Origin of the sequence: Bacillus sp. FSL M7-1020, from assembly GCF_038050415.1 — a bacterium.
Classification (GTDB): Bacteria; Bacillota; Bacilli; order Bacillales; family Bacillaceae_G; genus Bacillus_A; species Bacillus_A toyonensis.
Genome location: NZ_JBBOTW010000001.1, coordinates 1,747,184 through 1,763,390, shown reverse-complemented (window position 1 = coordinate 1,763,390; position 16,207 = coordinate 1,747,184). Strand labels below are relative to the sequence as shown.

The following is a 16,207-nucleotide window of genomic DNA, read 5'->3' as shown; positions in this document are numbered from 1 at the left end:
ATGCTATAAATATGACGCTAAAACATTCGCTATTCTTGCTAAAAACCAATCCCATTTACTAATTTCCTCAAAATCCTGTTCAGAAAATCGTTTTGATTTATGAAAATCCTCCTTTAATCGACTCCATACGTCAGCAACAACTGTTTTGTCATATATGAGACAGTTAGATTCGCAATTTAAATAAAAACTTCTATTATCAAAATTTGCTGTACCGATATCAACAATTTCTCCATCAATGATCGTTACTTTCCCATGAAAAAATCCATTGCGATATTGATAAATTTCCGCTCCAGCATGTAACATGTCTTTCAAATACGGATAAGCAGCTTGTTTTAACAATACGGCATCACTTTTAAATGGCACGAGAATTTTCACATTGATACCACGATGCAATGCATCTTTTAACTCTTTCATCATTTCTTTACTTGGTACAAAATAAGGTGTAGCAATTATTAAAGACTTTTTAGCCTGCTTTATAAGCGCACCATATTTCTGCCATAAACCTTTTCCATTTGAAAACAAATATTGATATTTTACATTTCCTTGTGCAGGTAAACTTTCATGTGCAGGCATTTTTTCCCCGGTATCCTCTTTCCAATCTTCAGCAAATTTTCTTTCCATATCAGTTGCACCATTCCCATTGATACGTACATGATAATCACGCCATGGACCAAATTTCTGATTTTGTCCAAGATATTCCTTTCCGATATTAAAACCACCGACGTATGATACTTTTCCATCTATCGTAACAATGCGTCTATGATTTCGTTGATGCAAAGAATAGAATATATTTTTCAGTTTAGGTTTTTTACTAAATGTGAACTGGACACCTTTTCTTTTTAATTGATTCAGTATCTTTTTCTTCAGCTTATATCCACCTATACGGTCGACTGACAACTTCACTTCTACCCCGCTAGATGCTTTTTTCTCTAATAACTGTAAAAACTCTCTGCTTATTTCATCTTTACCTACAATATAAAAATGAATATATATATACTTTTCCGCATTGTTTATATCCTCAAATAATCTCCTATATAACTCTTCTCCGTTCGTATATAGTTGAAATTCGCCTAATCGAACTTGTCCTAATTCATATTCACTAGCCATTTTTTTCCCCATTTCCACATCGATGTTCATCCATATGAATACACCTATAAAAAAAAGGATTAGAGCGAAAAAGTGCTTCATGGATAATTTCCTTTCTCCACTTACTGTTATTCCTATATCTTCCCTTTTTTTATACATAATCATTCAAGAAAAAATGTCCTTACATGATATATGTCCATATCAAACAACAGCTCATTTGCATATTGTATGTTGTATCTTAAAATAAAAGGAGGAAATAACAATGGGCTTCGCACATGGTAATGGATTTGCGCTTTTAGTCGTATTATTTATCCTCTTAATCATCGTCGGTGCTGCTTGCTTCTGCTAAGTAGTTATTGTCATATGATATGTGGATGAAAAAACTATAAAAGCGGACACCTATTTTTAGGTGTCCGCTTTTTATTTTAAAACCATTATCGTTTGTTATGGTAACCTTAACGGCTATATATTCAATTCAAAAAGTTAACAATGTGGCTACTTTCTTACTCTCTGCCTTACGAATATTACGTTGTTCCGCACGTAATACAGCAATACGATGTAATTCTTTCTCTTCTTCTGTTTCAGGAATAACTCGTGGTACAGGAACTGGATTATTTTCCTTACTAAGTGCAACAAATGTAACAAATGACGTTGCAGCTATACGCTTTTCACCTGAAATTAAGTCTTCAGCCACTACCTTCACAAAAACTTCCATTGAAGTTCTTCCCGTCCAAATTACAAAGGATTCATAACTAACGCAATCAGATGAACGAACAGGATGTAAGAAATCAACCCAATCCATAGACGCTGTGACACATTCTTTTCTTGCATGTCTCGTTGCTGAAATAGAAGCAACCATATCCATCTCCGCTAATATTTTTCCACCAAATAGTGTATTATGATCATTTAAATCCGTTGGAAATACTCGGCTCGTTTTAAACACTCTAGACTCATTAGCTGTTTTCCCCTTTACTTCAGTCATTGTTATCGCTCCTTTGATTAATTATCCTGCTATTTGCGGGTAGTAAGACTCCCAGAAGAAATTAGGTGGAAGTCGGGCTGTCCGTATACTTTCAATGAGTTCAACTAACCATGTACTTGTTCACTACACTAAGTGAACTACACATTTAATATTAACAACATTCAGAACTTTTAGTCCATAAAAAAGAACCGATGTTATCAATCGGCTCCTCTAAATACATATTGTTCTTTCGGCTGCTCAACTTTATTCCATTTCGTTACTTCTAAAACAGGAATATTTGCATGGAACGGCTGATAAAACTCAGTTGTTATTTCTCCTTCGACTTGAATCCAGTCATCATTATTCCACTCTACCCCTTCTGGTTTTTTCACTAACATACCATATACACCAGAATCTGCTACACAGTGTATAATACCGAAACGGAATAAGAAGTATTGTTCTTTTTTAGAAGAATCATCTCTGAATACAAACCCTTTAAAAGATAATTTTTTCCCAGTAAACTCGCCAGGATAGTTATAAATCGTCTCCATACCCTTTAAGAAATCTTCATCTTTTAAAGTAATACTGTCTTTCGTAACAAACTCTTTCTTCCCTTTTTCCATTACACCACGGTATCCTTCTTTCCCGTAATAAATGCTCGTATCAGGTCTTAGAAATTGCCTTGTCATAAATGGATCTTTACTTTCTGCTTGCGCTACTGGAAAATGGAATCCCTTCGCCTTAACAATATCGGAATCTAATGTTGCAATTGGGAAAAACAATCCTGTAATGACTGGAAAACAGAATAATGTGTAAGAAAACACTTTTTTCCACCATGTATTCTCATCTTTCGAATGATCATGCCCGCAGTGACTATGATCGCAACCACAATTGTGCTGATCTTTTTCTTTTTGATGTTCTTTTTGGAAAACGATAATAATTTGAACAATCGTTAAAAACCCTAAAATAATGGCTGCTGTTGTTGATAAATAAGCATACTTCATATTGATATATTTCGTAATATTACCTGAAATATGAAGCTGTGCAATTAATATTGTGAAACCTAATAATATATATGCTCGAAACATAACCTACCACCCCATCGCATAAATGAGTAGTGAGCTTGCATAAACAACAAGAGTAACTGTAACTGTAACGACAATTACAAATTTTGTTTTAAATGTCGCAAGCATCATAAACATATTTTTAATATCCACCATCGGTCCATATACGAGAAACGCGACGAGTGATGCTGTTGAAAATGTACTTTGGAATGACGAAGCAATAAATGCATCTGCTTCTGAACAAAGTGATAATATAAAGGCAAGTCCCATCATTACAGCTGATGAAGAAAACGGCCCTTGTCCGATAGCAAGAAGTGTTGAAGTTTGTACAAACGTTTGAACCGCTGCTGCAATTAACGCACCTAGTACTAAGTATTTTCCCATTGAGAAGAATTCCTCAACTGCGTGCGTACATACCTCCCACATTTTTTTACGTAACGGACGCTTATGATTCACTTCTGGGAAGTGATCGTCTCGTAATTGATGTTCTTTAAACATAAATGATAATATAATTCCAACGATAATTGCTACGATAATCGCTACAATAGAACGATACCATACCATGTGCATACTACTTCCAAAAGCGACATATGTAGCAAATAGTACAACCGGATTAATAATCGGTCCAGTTAACATAAATGCAATCCCTGCGTATGGCGGAACGCCTTTTCCGATTAACCGTCTTACAATCGGAACAATTCCACATTCACATCCTGGAAACATCATGCCTAAAAAAGTAGCTAATAAAACTGACAGAAATCGGTTCTTCGGCATCCATTTTGCCACCATATCTTCTGTCACAAACATTTGAATGAATCCTGAAATAAATACACCAATTAGCACAAACGGAAGTGCCTCGATTAATATTGAGATAAAAATTGTATTCATTTGCAGGAATGCTTTCGGTAATTGAAACAATTCCATGATGTATTTCCTCCAACTTTTCTTTAACAATATGTAATTTTAACCCCATTTTATTAATTGGACAAGGCTTATACGGAATTCATAACCTTCATACACATTACATTTCACATGTTATATTCTATTCCAAAATTGAGATTTCATAGCAAAAAAGCTGCTCTAGCGTAGTTTTACAACTATGCTAGAGCAGCTTTTTTATTGTTAAAAGTAACGTTTCTTCCAAAAAACAAATGCCAATGTGAACGATAAAGTTACACATATAATGAGTACAATTACAAAACCATACGCTTCACCTTCAAATGGAACCTTTACGTTCATTCCAAAGAAACTAGAAACCATTGTTGGTAAAGATAAAATAATTGTAATAGACGTTAACAGTTTCATAACACTATTTAAATTATTTGATATAACGGAACTAAATGTATTCATCATTCCACTTAAAATGTGACTATATATTTCCGCCATTTCAATAGCCTGTTTATTTTCAATTAATACATCTTCTAATAGATCTTGATCGTCTTCATACATTTTTAAAAATGTACTGTTTCGCATTAATTTTTGAATTACAATTTTATTAGCCTTTAGTGATGTTGTAAAGTAAACTAAACTTTTTTCAAGGCCTAACAATGTAAAAATTTCTTTGTTTTTCATTGATTTATTTAATTGGTGCTCTAAATCGATTGTTTTTCGATTTATTTGCTTTAAGTATCTTAAATAATAAGTAGAAATCGTATATAAGAGCTGCAGTGCAAAGCGTGTCTTTTTAAACGTATAAAATTCTTTAATACGTTGATTAATAAAACGTTCAAAAATTGGATTCTCTTCTAAACAAATTGTAACGAAACAATCTGGCATTACAATCATACCTATTGGAATCGTGTCATAAATCGAATTCCCCTCTTCATCATGCCTAACTGTCGGAATATCGACGATGATTAAGGTATTATTGTCTTCCTTTTCAATACGAGAGCGTTCTTCATCATCCAAAGGGTCTTTAATGAAATCTAAGTCTACATTTAAAGTTTGTACTAAATACTGAATTTCTTCTTCAGTTGGATGAAGTACATTAATCCAGCAACCCTTTTGCATTTCCTCAATCTCTTGTAGTTTTCCGTTTCGGTCTGTTAAATACATATTTAACATACTATCACCCCGATTCTTTTTACATGTAGGAATCTACCTCTCTTACATAACAGTTTTTGAACCGCCATTCTCAGCATATGAAACATACGTTTAAATTTCAATAGAAAAATTATTTTGAAAACGCTTTTACGTGAAAAATATTATAAACGTAGAAAAAGACAGAGGATTCTCTGCCTTAAAAAGCTTATGTTGCCTTTATAACATATTTAGAAAGCATCCACAAGTTAAAACCAACTGAAATCGTATAGCCAGCGTAAGTTGAAATGATAAAACTTACATAATCGAAATACGGAAGCAATACAATATTTAATATTATCTTTACAATAATTCCGATTACTAAACCTAATACTGTTTTCTGTTGTTGATTAATTCCTTGCAGCATGGCAGCCGTTACAGTAAAGAGTGAAAATAGTATACACGCAGGAGCATAATATTGTAGAATAACACTCCCTATCTCCGGATCATTCCCCGTACTAAACAAAAGCGTATATATTGGTTTTGCTAACACCATCATTCCAATCGCCGCTGGTACCGTAATCCCTACTACTAATAGATTCGTCTTTGTAAAATGTTTATATAGTAACTTCGTATTCCCTGCTGTATAAGCTTTCGTCATCTCTGGAACGAGAGACATACTAAAAGCAGTCGCAACTGAAACTGGGATAAGTACAACCATTTGAACAAGACCAATAATCGCATTGATTTTTTCCGCTTCTCCTTGCATATATCCAATTTGTATAAGTAGTTTATTAATTGTAAATGTATCTATAGTCTGATACAAAGGAATAGCTAAACCAACCACGACGAAAGGAATAGAATATGTAAAGAGCTCCTTATACAACGAGAAGAAAGATTTCGTCGTTTGCGGTATACTTGCCATCTCTTTTTTCTTTAAATGCCTTCTCCTTCTTACATAATACGCAGTTAAAACAGCTAATCCACCTATTGCTCCCATGAAAGCACCAAACGTTGAAATACCAACTGCTAGCGATACAGAAGCTTTTAAAACATATAATACGACAAAACTTCCTATCAATATAGTTAAGACCCGAAAGAATTGCTCTACAACTACACTTAATGCAGAAGGGCCCATCGACTGAAATCCTTGAAAGAAGCCTCTTAATAAACTCATTACTGGTACAAGTATTAACGCAAAACTTACAATTTGAATGTTAGTAGCGACAGCAGTTACACTATTCCCCGTTTGATCACTTCCATCAACTACAAGTTCAGCTAAATGCGGGGCTAATACATACAGTGTGACACACGATACAACTCCCATTATTAACATAAAAACGATACCACTCTTTAGTACTCTTTTAACTGTATGATAATCATTTAGTTGATCATATTTTGATACCATCTTTGAAACAGCGAGCGGTAACCCCATCGTCGCTATACTCAGCATAATCGTATAAGGACGATATGCATACGCGTATAGAACGTACCCACTCGTACCAACCATTGCTGTAAATGGTATAATATATATAAACCCTAACATTTTAGATATCATCGTTGCCATCGTTAAAAATATCGTTCCACGTATAAACGGTGACCCTTTCATCACATTCCTCCGCTACGCTTTATTATTACACATTATGGACAACTCCTTTTGTTTAGAACCGAAACAAATAAAAAAGCCAATGAATCATCATTGACTTTAACGTGTTGTTTTTTTCTTTTTCAAATACTTTAAACCGAAGTATAGTGCAATAAAGAGCACAGCTCCTATAATTATGTAATGTGTATAATCAGATGCATACTCTTTAATATGACGCCAATTCCCACCAAGTTTTTCACCTAAGTATATAAATAGAATTGACCACGGAATAATCGCTACAACCGTATAAAGTGTAAATAGTTTTAATGGCATCTTAGCTAGTCCTGCTGGAATAGAGATCGCATGACGTACTACTGGAATAAAGCGTGCAGAAAATATTACGCCTGCTCCGTAACGTTTAAACCAACCTTCCGCTATGTCTAAATGGTGTTTATTAATAAGTAGATATTTCCCATATTTCTCTACAACCGGACGCCCTCCGTAGTATCCAAGCCAGTATAAAAAGATTTGCGCTAAAGTACCACCAATCGTTCCGGCGATAACTGCCCCCACAAAACTAATTTTACCATCCGCTACTAAAAAGCCAGCATACGAAAGTACAATTTCACTTGGGATTACTTCAATCATTAAAGCAAGAGCTACTCCAAAGTACCCTAAGCTTGCAAAAAATTGCAATAACTGATCTATTATATTTGCTAACATGTTCTTTTCTATCTCCTTTTTTCTTCACATACCATCCCATTATCACATAAAGATTGCAATCTGCCAATATCTTCATTTTAACAATATGTACAATTCAAGCAGCATTAATCTATTATTTTTTCTTTCTGTGGGTCTTTCATATAAGCAAACATTTCTTTAATTTGCTCTTCTGTATTTCTAGCAATTGATAAATCCGGCAATTCATCTTCACCAAAAAACTCTATTTCTTCTGTTTCAATACTAACCTTCTTTTCCCCACCAACAATATTACAACCAATAAAAATCTTATATACATGCGTTGCTGAAGGCGATGGTTGATGCTTTTCTTTATCAAATATAGCTAGTAGCTTAAAACGATCTACTTCATATCCTGTCTCTTCGAAAACCTCTTTTGCTGCTACTTCTGTTGGCGTATAACCAACATCAGCCCATCCACCTGGCAATGCCCATTTCCCATCACTTTTTTCCTTCACAAATAATAGCTTTTCATTTTGACAAACAACTGCTCGTATATCAACTTTTGGTGTTTGATAGCCCGTCTCACTTGCAAATAGTTTCGCTACTACTTCCCAATCTGTTTTTGTGTAATGTGACATCATCGAAATCGAAATGTCTCGTAATTGTTGGAAACGTTCTATATCGTACACATCTTTAGAATACGTTAAACCCGCTTGGGCTATAGATTGTATTTGTTTTACCCAATCAATCCATTTAATCGTCATCTCTACACAACCCCATTCTCTATCAAATACATATCATTTCACTTTTTTGGTACACCTTTATTATACAAAAAAAGAGATTGATAATGTTCCAATCTCTTTCAAAATTAATCCAATTCATGTAAGTGGTCTTGTATATACTTCCTTCTTTTATTTATATATTCATAAATCATATCAGCCTCTTGATCAAACGTTTCTAATTTTTCTTTCATATATGGATCTTGTAGTAAATATGGACGAATCAATTCACACAACGCTTCTACTTTCGGCCTCATAAACGAAACTGTAAATTGGTCTTCTAATATTTCTTCTAAAATACTTCGATACTGCTTTCTAAATACAGGTATGTCTAACAATCTTGCACTTAACGTGTTATACCCTTGAATGCGAATATATTCATGATTAAGCGGTCTCCCTTGTACATCTCGCCCCCAAGTTGCATCATAATCCCACGGTATAACTTCAAATAAATTTGTCTCATCGTTATGGTATAGTGCATAGTTATGAACGAAACCGTCAAAGTTTTGCGTGAAAATTACTCCAGCTAACCATCGTAAATATTTATCTACATGTAGAAACTTCCCAATTTCTTTTTCATAATCTTCCCTCGACAAAGTATTCGCTTGAAATACAAATTCACTTAGTTGTTCTTCACTATTTTTATTCGAATATTTAAATTCATAACCCGCAAAGAGCTCTGTCTTAACATCTTTATCTCGCTCACTCATTAATGAAAAATTCGCATCATCATCTATCGCATAATAAATAGAACCACTCGGTAATCCTCTATTTTTCAAAAAATTTTCATCAACTGATTCTAACTGTAAATATACACCTTGAATTTGACCATTGATTTTTATAAATACATGTTGTGATTTTGGCGAAAGTACACCAATATCATGAAAAAAATCTAAAGATAATTTATTTCGTATGAGTGACGGATCCATAAACTCAGAATTCAAATGAAACTCTTTCGCGCCTTGAAATTTTTTCGGTTTATAAAATACAACATGATAAGACTTTTTCTCAAATTCGCGAATATGAGCACCCCGGTATACGATATCAATGTCATACTTCTTTTTTCCATAAGTTAATTTTGCTGGCACTGGACTATCTGACCAAATATCTTTTTTCAATTCCACTAAGTACATTGGATGAACAAAAAAATCATATGAAGGCAGCATGTTTTCTCATCCCTTCTCAGTTCTCTTCATTCAATGTATGCGCCTTGTCTTGTCCATACATCCGCTATCATCTATTTATATAAAATTACACTCTTGTCCTGTTCAGAACGTCGTCATATCTCATATCATGTTAAGGAAAAAGAATACCTTTTCACTTTAATACATGATAAGGAGGATTTCTATGAAACGTGATATTAGAAAAGCTGTTGAAGAAATCAAAAGTGCTGGGATGGAGGATTTCTTACATCAAGATCCAAGTACTTTTGAGTGCGATGATGATAAATTCTCTCATCATAAATGTACTACAGGATGTAAATGCACTACAGGAGGTAGATGTCCAAGAACAAGATGTACTCGCGTGAAACATTGTACGTTCGTTACAAAATGTACGCACGTAAAAAAATGGACATTTGTTACGAAATGTACTCGTGTTCGTGTTCAAAAATGGACATTCGTTACGAAAGTGACGCGTAGAAAAGAATGCGTTTTAGTTACAAAACGTACTCGTAGAAAACATTGTACTTTCGTTACAAAATGCATACGCTTTGAAAAGAAATTTTACTGGACAAAACGAAGTTTCTGTAAAAAATGCGAATTCTTCCCTCACGGACACGGTCACTCTTGCGATGATTCATGTGATCACGGTAGAGACTGTCACGATGACGGACACAAATGGAATGATTGCAAAGATAGCAGACACAAGTCTTCTTCTTGCAAGAATAAAAAATTCGATCACTTCTGGTATAAAAAACGTAATTGCTAGTTTTTTATGTCCACCAAAAAAGGCCGCGTTGCGGCCTTTTTTACGTTTACTGAAAATGACTTATATCTGCAAATTGTTTTACTTTACCAAGATCTTCATCAAATTCAATTACACTAAGACTCGCGCTATGCATAAATGGCTCTTCCCATACATGTTCAATTTCAAGACCTGCAAAATGTCCTACAAGTAGTTTCGCTGCTGCAGCATGAGTAACTATTAAAATGTTTTCTCCTTTATGCTTTTCTAAAAGAAAGTGTATCCCTTCAATTACTCTTTTATAAACGGCCGCAAAGTTTTCCCCTGATGTTGACTGAAAAAGATGTGGTTCATTCCAAAATAAATGTACTTCTTCTGGATATTGCATTTCCAAATCAGCAATTGTTTGCCCTTCCCATATCCCCATATTTATTTCATAGAAACGTTCATCTTCTATAATTGGAATATCGCGTTCCCCTTTAATCAATTCAGCAGTATGACGTGTTCTTTCGCTTGGACTACTATATATGGCATGGAGTGGTAAATCCTTCATACGCTCCCCTAATTGTTTCGCTTGTAACATACCATTTTCAGTTAAAGCTGAATTTTTCCGTCCTTGCATTCGCTTCGCTACATTCCATTCTGTTTCACCGTGCCTTGTTACATATACAGTTGTTTTCATTTCCCATTCCCCCTTATCAATTTGGTCGTAATTCCCATGGTTCTATTTGCCCCACAATCCATTCATTGCAATTACTTTCAATCCCATTAATTACTCCATCTGATATTTCTTGATGAGTAAGCCACCTTCCGAATGTATCTTCTAAAATAAAACCTAATATAATTCTATGATACAGGCAAAGCGTACCACCTATTTTCCCTGCATTCATACGCGATGCTTTACTGCCTAAAATATGAAATAAACTGTATGTCTCTGACGAAAATTCTATCTCCTTACAAATGAGTGATAACGCATACTTTGCACTTGAATGTATCCATGCCACAACTAATGTTATGGGACCATTTCTCTCAATTGTACCTTTAATAGCTATCTTTACTTCGTCATTATTATGATAATCTAACGGAAGGCATGTGATATTTTCTGGTGCAGAGCTTGCTCGCTTCACATATTCTAATTTCACTTCATCTCGTCCAATAATAGAAACATGGAATCCTTGCTCACAAAGCCACATAGAAACTTTCTTTAACATCCCTGTTCCCCCGATTACAAGTGCATGCAAATGCTCTTCCTCCCTAGTAAAATGTCATATGTGGTTTTTCTTCCCTATAATAATTTAGACGGTCTTGCAGTGTCCCTGAATGAAACTCGAACTTGTGACCGTCAGGATCAACAAAATATATAGACTCACAATCTCTCACATTACGTTCTCTTCCTTGTAAAATATGAACATTATTTTCTTCTAACCGATGTAACAGGCGTTCAAAATCTTTTTGTTCAACAGAAAATGCGAGGTGCGTATAAGATTGATGAATCTCCTTTCTTGGAATATGTGCCTCTTCGTTCAGTGCTATCCATACTCCACATATATTGAAATATGCAAGTTTTCTCCCTTTAACTAATAGTTCTCCTTCTAGCACTCTTTCATAAAACAGAATAGAGTTTTCTAAATTTGATACTGAAAAACAAAGATGATTGATTCCTTTCAACACTCCACGTTCCTCCTTAAACAAACAAAAGATGAGCGAAAATTCACTCATCTTTTATTATACTATTTTTTTGTAATATATGCCCATTTATAACTGAAGTCGCCACCGAACGTATGGTTAGCAATACCATTTACATACGTCTTCTCTAAGTAAGCTGTACTTTGTTGGTACGTAGGAGAGATTGCAACATCTTGACCAATTAAGATTTTTTCAGCTTCTGCAAGTGCTTTCCAGCGTGCTGCGTCATCTTTTAGTAGTTCTCCTTTTGATTTCGCTACTAAATCATCATACTTCGGATTTGAATAATCCATTTCATTAAATGAACTTCCAGTAACGAACATATCAATATATGTCATTGGGTCTGGATAATCTGGACTCCATGCAGATAATGAGAATTCATATTGAAATTTCTTTTCTAAATCTAACTTCTGCTTATATGGTTGTTGCTTCAAATTCACTTTAATACCTGGTAAGTTTTTCTCTAATTCTTCTTTAATAAAGTCGCCCACTTTTTTACGACTACCGTTATCATCATTTAGTAATTCTACTGTAATTGTATCTTGACCAAGTTCTTTCTTCGCTTCTTCCCACAGTTTTTTTGCTTTCGCAGCATTATCTTTACTGTCACGGAAATTTTTATTTACAGTACGGAAGTCTTTTCCATCTGGTCCTGTCGTAAACTTTTCAGGTACTAAGAAATACGCTGGCAATGATCCATCATTCAAAATTACATCCGCAATTCCTTTTTTATCGTACGCTAAATCAATCGCCTCACGAACCTTTTGATTTTTAAACGTTGCATTTTTTTGATTAAAACGTAGGAAATACATACGTGGGTCTAGCTTCGTTTTAAATTCATCTGGTTTATTCTTTTTATATTTGTCTACAAACTCAGAACTTAAAATGACACGGTCTGCTTGATCACTATCATATAAATTTACCCCAGTACTTGTCTCTTTTACTATACCCACATTAATTTCTTGTAATTTTACAGCATCTTTATCCCAATAATTTGGGTTTTTCTTTAACTGGTAACTTTGTTCATGTTTCCATTCACTCATTGTAAATGGTCCATTGTACAATAATTTATCTGCTTCTAATCCGTATTTATCCCCTTGTTCTTTTACATACTTTTCATTTAATGGGAAGAATGTAGGGAACGAAGTAAGCTCAAGGAAATAAGGTGCTGGTTGCTCTAATTCTACTACCAACGTTTTATCATCCTTCGCTTTAACACCTAATTGATCCGACGGTACTTCTCCTTTATTTACTTTCTGTGCATTTTTCACATCAAATAAAATAAATGCATATTCTGCTGCTATTGCTTTATCTAATGTACGTTGCCATGCATATACAAAATCTTGCGCTCGAACTGGATCACCATTTGACCATTTTGCATCACGTAATTCAAATGTATATGTCTTTTTATCTTCACTAATCTTCACATCTTTGGCCATACCTGGAGTTGGTTTATTATCTTTATCTAGACGATATAATCCTTCCATTGCATTTACAAATACACGGAAAGATACAGAATCTGTTGATTTAGATGTATCCATTGAAGGAATTTCAGCTGTTTCTAGCAAATTTAAAACTTGTTTATCTGCCATTCCCTTACTTGATTCTTTCTTCGTTGTCGAAGCCTTCTCCCCATTCCCACATCCCGCAACCAGTACACTAGTCGATAACGCAAGTGCAGCAATTGTTGTTGTCTTTCTTTTCATTCTTCCTTCCCCCAATCTATATGTATAAGTTAAAACTTGTATAATATATTTTATTATACAAAAGATTCTGATTATTTTAAATATTTATTTTCATAAAAAGAAAAAAAGCGGTCAGAAATTGCTTTCCCTCCGCTTTGTTGAATAGTATTTACTTGTAAGCCATCCTCTATATCAAATGGATTTTGAACTTTAAATATTTCCTCCATTATTTTCAAAAACTCTTCTTCATTTTTAGATTCACCGTTAATCGTAAGTGAATATGGTTCCACTTCTCCCAATTTATAATCAACAATAAATTGAATTGTCACCTTTTTCCTTGGCATCTCAGGACTCTCCCCCTGAAATTCTACTAATTCTAATCCTTCCGTTCCACGATAGTATATCCATCCTGAATTTTGAAAATAATTTTCGAACGATTCACCAATTGAAAAGACTGGATATTCATAAAGCGAGCTTGTACGAACTTTTTGAATAATATCCTGATCAGTTGGGAAAAAGAAATGACTGAACAAAATACTAGCAACTGCTAACATTGTAACGATCGTTGCTCCCATTTTACTCGTTCCTCCACTATCACGAATGAGATAATTTTCAACCGATTCATCTTTAATTTCACGTGCCTTTATGCGGTATATACGTCTTTCTGCAAATTGATAATATAATCCATTCGCAAAAATCCCTAGCCCGAATAAGATAAAAACGAGTAATAAAAACGTAAGAGGCACCATATTAATGATTGGCAATGCTACGTTGAAGCCCATATAATATGAAAACGCATCACACACTACTAATAACAGTATAAATAGTGCAGCAGGTAAATAATACTTACGATAGCCAAGCCAACCTACATTAAAAATAGCAGCCCAACCATTCCAGCTCCATTTTGCAATTCGCTTATTTTCAAGCTCCCATTTTTTTTTGTAGTACGGATATTGTCTCCCTACATATTCTTCTAATTCTTTGTCTATTAGCGAGCTTCCTTCACCTTGTTTATTATGCAGTTTTTGCTGACAGTTTGCACAATTTAACTGTTCATTCGCACAAGGTTGCCCACAATTTATACATTCCAAAACAATCCCTCTTTCCATTCATACTTCATTTCAAAATACCTTCGTGTTTTAACAGCCACTCTTTCCTCCATAAACCACCCGCATACCCTACAAGCTTTCCACTCTTTCCTATTACACGGTGACACGGAACGATAATTGAAATGGGATTACGACTGTTTGCTCCTCCTATTGCTCGTACAGCTTTCGTATTACCAACCTTCTCCGCAATATCTAAATATGAAGCACTTACGCCATAAGGAATAGTGTAGAGCGCATCCCATACATTTTTTTGAAATGATGTTCCCTCTGCAGACAGTGGTACAGTAAACTCTTTTCTTTTTCCTTTAAAATATTCATCTAGCTCATTTATACATTGATCTATCATTTCATTTGTATTTTCTTCTTGTCGTTCATCAACAAATATAACAGACGTAATGCCTTCTTCGTTCGCTGTAATTTCTAGCAAACCTAATTCACTTTTATAATAAGCCTGGTACATATGTCATCCTCCAATTCAGTTCATATTAGTCATTGTAACACGAATAGACAAAATTTTTCGTATAAGCGTTTTATTAGAGAAACAAAAAAGAGAATGGTAAAATATAAGAAAATTCAATCAAGGAGGCTATTTGATGCATTCCAAACTTTTTTCACCCTACACAATTAAGGATGTTACACTAAAAAACCGTATCGTCATGTCGCCTATGTGTATGTATTCTTCGGAAAATGAGGATGGAAAAGTAACGAATTTCCACCTCGTTCATTATGGAACTAGGGCTGCCGGTCAAGTCGGTTTAGTTATGATTGAAGCAACAGCTGTGTTACCTGAAGGTCGCATTTCTAACAAAGATTTAGGTATTTGGGACGACAGTCTAATTGAAGGATTACATACAGCGACAACTTTTATACATGATAATGGTGCAAAAGCTGCCATTCAACTCGCTCACGCCGGAAGAAAAGCTGAGTTAGAAACAGATGCGTTAGCACCTTCAGCAATTCCATTTAATGAAACAATGAAAATACCACTGGAAATGAGTAAAGAGCAAATTAAAGACACCGCACTAGCTTTTCAGAAGGCTGCACTGCGTTCAAAACAAGCTGGATTTGACGTTATTGAAATACATGGCGCTCACGGTTATCTAATTAACGAATTTCTTTCTCCACTTTCCAATAAACGAACGGATGAATATGGCGGTTCATCTGAAAACCGCTATCGTTTCTTACGTGAAATCATCGAATCTATAAATGAAGTTTGGGACGGACCGTTATTTGTTCGTATTTCAGCAAATGATTATCATCCTGACGGGCTAACCGTTCAAGATTACGTTCGGTATTCAAAATGGATGAAAGAACAAGGAGTAGATTTAATCGATTGTAGTTCTGGTGCAGTTGTACCGACACATATTGATGTTTATCCTGGTTACCAAGTACAATATGCTAAACATATTAAAGAACATGCTAACATTGCAACTGGGGCAGTTGGATTGATTACGACTGGGGCACAGGCAGAGCAAATATTAAATAATAACGAAGCAGATTTAATTTTTATCGGACGTGAGTTACTTCGCAATCCGTACTTCCCAAGAATAGCCGCAAATGAACTTGGTTTTGAATTGCAAGAACCGTATCAATATAAGCGGGCTCCTGGGAAAATCAATATGAATAAATAAAACCGAGAAGCCATTC

18 protein-coding genes are annotated in these 16,207 nt (G+C 34.7%); 3 read left to right on the top strand and 15 right to left on the bottom strand.

Translation table 11 applies throughout. The annotated features are described in order from the left end of the window. Nucleotides 1-3: 3 nt before the first annotated feature. Nucleotides 4-1,188, bottom strand: coding sequence for a cardiolipin synthase (cls, locus tag MHB70_RS09065; RefSeq protein ID WP_033658410.1), 1,185 nt, complete (start codon nucleotides 1,186-1,188; stop codon nucleotides 4-6). A gap of 160 nt (nucleotides 1,189-1,348) precedes the next feature. Here cls and MHB70_RS09060 point away from each other — a divergent pair, with 160 nt between their 5' ends. Continuing rightward, a complete protein-coding gene (locus MHB70_RS09060) occupies nucleotides 1,349-1,435 on the top strand; it encodes a YjcZ family sporulation protein (RefSeq protein ID WP_000505094.1) in 87 nt (28 codons plus the stop codon). Nucleotides 1,436-1,561: 126 nt separating this feature from the next. Here the strand turns inward: MHB70_RS09060 and MHB70_RS09055 are convergent, their stop codons facing one another. From MHB70_RS09055 to cotH, 8 genes are all read right to left on the bottom strand, one after another. Next, complete coding sequence (locus tag MHB70_RS09055) at nucleotides 1,562-2,068, bottom strand: acyl-CoA thioesterase (RefSeq protein WP_000141169.1); 507 nt, start codon at nucleotides 2,066-2,068, stop codon at nucleotides 1,562-1,564. A gap of 197 nt (nucleotides 2,069-2,265) precedes the next feature. Then, entirely contained in the window at nucleotides 2,266-3,135 is an 870-nt protein-coding gene (locus tag MHB70_RS09050; RefSeq protein WP_061529899.1) for a TIGR03943 family putative permease subunit, read from the bottom strand. 3 nt (nucleotides 3,136-3,138) lie between these two features. Then, nucleotides 3,139-4,035 (bottom strand): permease, encoded by an 897-nt coding sequence (locus tag MHB70_RS09045; RefSeq protein ID WP_000418718.1) that lies wholly within the window; start codon nucleotides 4,033-4,035, stop codon nucleotides 3,139-3,141. 198 nt (nucleotides 4,036-4,233) lie between these two features. After that, complete coding sequence (locus MHB70_RS09040; protein WP_000933700.1) at nucleotides 4,234-5,175, bottom strand: magnesium transporter CorA family protein; 942 nt, start codon at nucleotides 5,173-5,175, stop codon at nucleotides 4,234-4,236. Nucleotides 5,176-5,359: 184 nt separating this feature from the next. Next, nucleotides 5,360-6,739, bottom strand: coding sequence for a putative polysaccharide biosynthesis protein (locus MHB70_RS09035; protein WP_002038509.1), 1,380 nt, complete (start codon nucleotides 6,737-6,739; stop codon nucleotides 5,360-5,362). A gap of 96 nt (nucleotides 6,740-6,835) precedes the next feature. After that, complete coding sequence (locus MHB70_RS09030; RefSeq protein ID WP_000880689.1) at nucleotides 6,836-7,438, bottom strand: DedA family protein; 603 nt, start codon at nucleotides 7,436-7,438, stop codon at nucleotides 6,836-6,838. A 104-nt stretch (nucleotides 7,439-7,542) separates the two neighbouring features. Then, nucleotides 7,543-8,160, bottom strand: a complete 618-nt coding sequence (locus MHB70_RS09025) for an NUDIX hydrolase N-terminal domain-containing protein (RefSeq protein WP_000153580.1) — start codon at nucleotides 8,158-8,160, stop codon at nucleotides 7,543-7,545. Between the two features lie 104 nt (nucleotides 8,161-8,264). Then, a complete protein-coding gene (gene cotH / locus MHB70_RS09020) occupies nucleotides 8,265-9,341 on the bottom strand; it encodes a spore coat protein CotH (protein WP_000938007.1) in 1,077 nt (358 codons plus the stop codon). A gap of 181 nt (nucleotides 9,342-9,522) precedes the next feature. Here cotH and exsB point away from each other — a divergent pair, with 181 nt between their 5' ends. Next, nucleotides 9,523-10,104 carry an exosporium protein ExsB gene (gene exsB, locus MHB70_RS09015; RefSeq protein WP_000817491.1) on the top strand — a complete coding sequence of 194 codons (582 nt, stop codon included), beginning with the start codon at nucleotides 9,523-9,525 and terminating at the stop codon, nucleotides 10,102-10,104. A 46-nt stretch (nucleotides 10,105-10,150) separates the two neighbouring features. Here the strand turns inward: exsB and MHB70_RS09010 are convergent, their stop codons facing one another. The 6 genes from MHB70_RS09010 to MHB70_RS08985 all read right to left on the bottom strand — a co-directional run bounded on the left by MHB70_RS09010 (nucleotide 10,151) and on the right by MHB70_RS08985 (nucleotide 15,020). Then, the gene (locus MHB70_RS09010) at nucleotides 10,151-10,762 is read right to left on the bottom strand and encodes a phosphoserine phosphatase 1 (protein WP_000859190.1); all 612 of its coding nucleotides are present in this window, start codon (nucleotides 10,760-10,762) and stop codon (nucleotides 10,151-10,153) included. A gap of 16 nt (nucleotides 10,763-10,778) precedes the next feature. Beyond that, nucleotides 10,779-11,321, bottom strand: a complete 543-nt coding sequence (locus MHB70_RS09005) for a short-chain dehydrogenase (protein WP_000543132.1) — start codon at nucleotides 11,319-11,321, stop codon at nucleotides 10,779-10,781. 13 nt (nucleotides 11,322-11,334) lie between these two features. Then, entirely contained in the window at nucleotides 11,335-11,751 is a 417-nt protein-coding gene (fosB, locus tag MHB70_RS09000; protein ID WP_000911701.1) for a FosBx1 family fosfomycin resistance bacillithiol transferase, read from the bottom strand. 59 nt (nucleotides 11,752-11,810) lie between these two features. Further along, on the bottom strand, nucleotides 11,811-13,472 hold the full coding sequence (locus tag MHB70_RS08995; RefSeq protein ID WP_000824261.1) for a peptide ABC transporter substrate-binding protein: 1,662 nt from the start codon (nucleotides 13,470-13,472) through the stop codon (nucleotides 11,811-11,813). Between the two features lie 71 nt (nucleotides 13,473-13,543). Beyond that, nucleotides 13,544-14,542, bottom strand: coding sequence for a DUF2628 domain-containing protein (locus MHB70_RS08990; RefSeq protein ID WP_000388939.1), 999 nt, complete (start codon nucleotides 14,540-14,542; stop codon nucleotides 13,544-13,546). Between the two features lie 25 nt (nucleotides 14,543-14,567). Further along, entirely contained in the window at nucleotides 14,568-15,020 is a 453-nt protein-coding gene (locus MHB70_RS08985) for a methylated-DNA--[protein]-cysteine S-methyltransferase (protein ID WP_000283917.1), read from the bottom strand. Nucleotides 15,021-15,153: 133 nt separating this feature from the next. Between MHB70_RS08985 and namA the strand changes: the two genes are divergently transcribed. Next, the gene (gene namA / locus MHB70_RS08980; protein ID WP_000555707.1) at nucleotides 15,154-16,191 is read left to right on the top strand and encodes an NADPH dehydrogenase NamA; all 1,038 of its coding nucleotides are present in this window, start codon (nucleotides 15,154-15,156) and stop codon (nucleotides 16,189-16,191) included. Nucleotides 16,192-16,207: the final 16 nt, after the last annotated feature.

Excerpts from the sequence above, each read along its gene's own strand:
- cls (WP_033658410.1), bottom strand. The coding sequence starts at position 1,188 with ATGAAGCACTTTTTCGCTCTAATCCTTTTTTTTATAGGTGTATTCATA.
- MHB70_RS09060 (WP_000505094.1), top strand. The coding sequence starts at position 1,349 with ATGGGCTTCGCACATGGTAATGGATTTGCGCTTTTAGTCGTATTATTT.
- MHB70_RS09055 (WP_000141169.1), bottom strand. The coding sequence starts at position 2,068 with ATGACTGAAGTAAAGGGGAAAACAGCTAATGAGTCTAGAGTGTTTAAA.
- MHB70_RS09050 (WP_061529899.1), bottom strand. The coding sequence starts at position 3,135 with ATGTTTCGAGCATATATATTATTAGGTTTCACAATATTAATTGCACAG.
- MHB70_RS09045 (WP_000418718.1), bottom strand. The coding sequence starts at position 4,035 with ATGGAATTGTTTCAATTACCGAAAGCATTCCTGCAAATGAATACAATT.
- MHB70_RS09040 (WP_000933700.1), bottom strand. The coding sequence starts at position 5,175 with ATGTTAAATATGTATTTAACAGACCGAAACGGAAAACTACAAGAGATT.
- MHB70_RS09035 (WP_002038509.1), bottom strand. The coding sequence starts at position 6,739 with ATGAAAGGGTCACCGTTTATACGTGGAACGATATTTTTAACGATGGCA.
- MHB70_RS09030 (WP_000880689.1), bottom strand. The coding sequence starts at position 7,438 with ATGTTAGCAAATATAATAGATCAGTTATTGCAATTTTTTGCAAGCTTA.
- MHB70_RS09025 (WP_000153580.1), bottom strand. The coding sequence starts at position 8,160 with ATGACGATTAAATGGATTGATTGGGTAAAACAAATACAATCTATAGCC.
- cotH (WP_000938007.1), bottom strand. The coding sequence starts at position 9,341 with ATGCTGCCTTCATATGATTTTTTTGTTCATCCAATGTACTTAGTGGAA.
- exsB (WP_000817491.1), top strand. The coding sequence starts at position 9,523 with ATGAAACGTGATATTAGAAAAGCTGTTGAAGAAATCAAAAGTGCTGGG.
- MHB70_RS09010 (WP_000859190.1), bottom strand. The coding sequence starts at position 10,762 with ATGAAAACAACTGTATATGTAACAAGGCACGGTGAAACAGAATGGAAT.
- MHB70_RS08995 (WP_000824261.1), bottom strand. The coding sequence starts at position 13,472 with ATGAAAAGAAAGACAACAACAATTGCTGCACTTGCGTTATCGACTAGT.
- MHB70_RS08985 (WP_000283917.1), bottom strand. The coding sequence starts at position 15,020 with ATGTACCAGGCTTATTATAAAAGTGAATTAGGTTTGCTAGAAATTACA.
- namA (WP_000555707.1), top strand. The coding sequence starts at position 15,154 with ATGCATTCCAAACTTTTTTCACCCTACACAATTAAGGATGTTACACTA.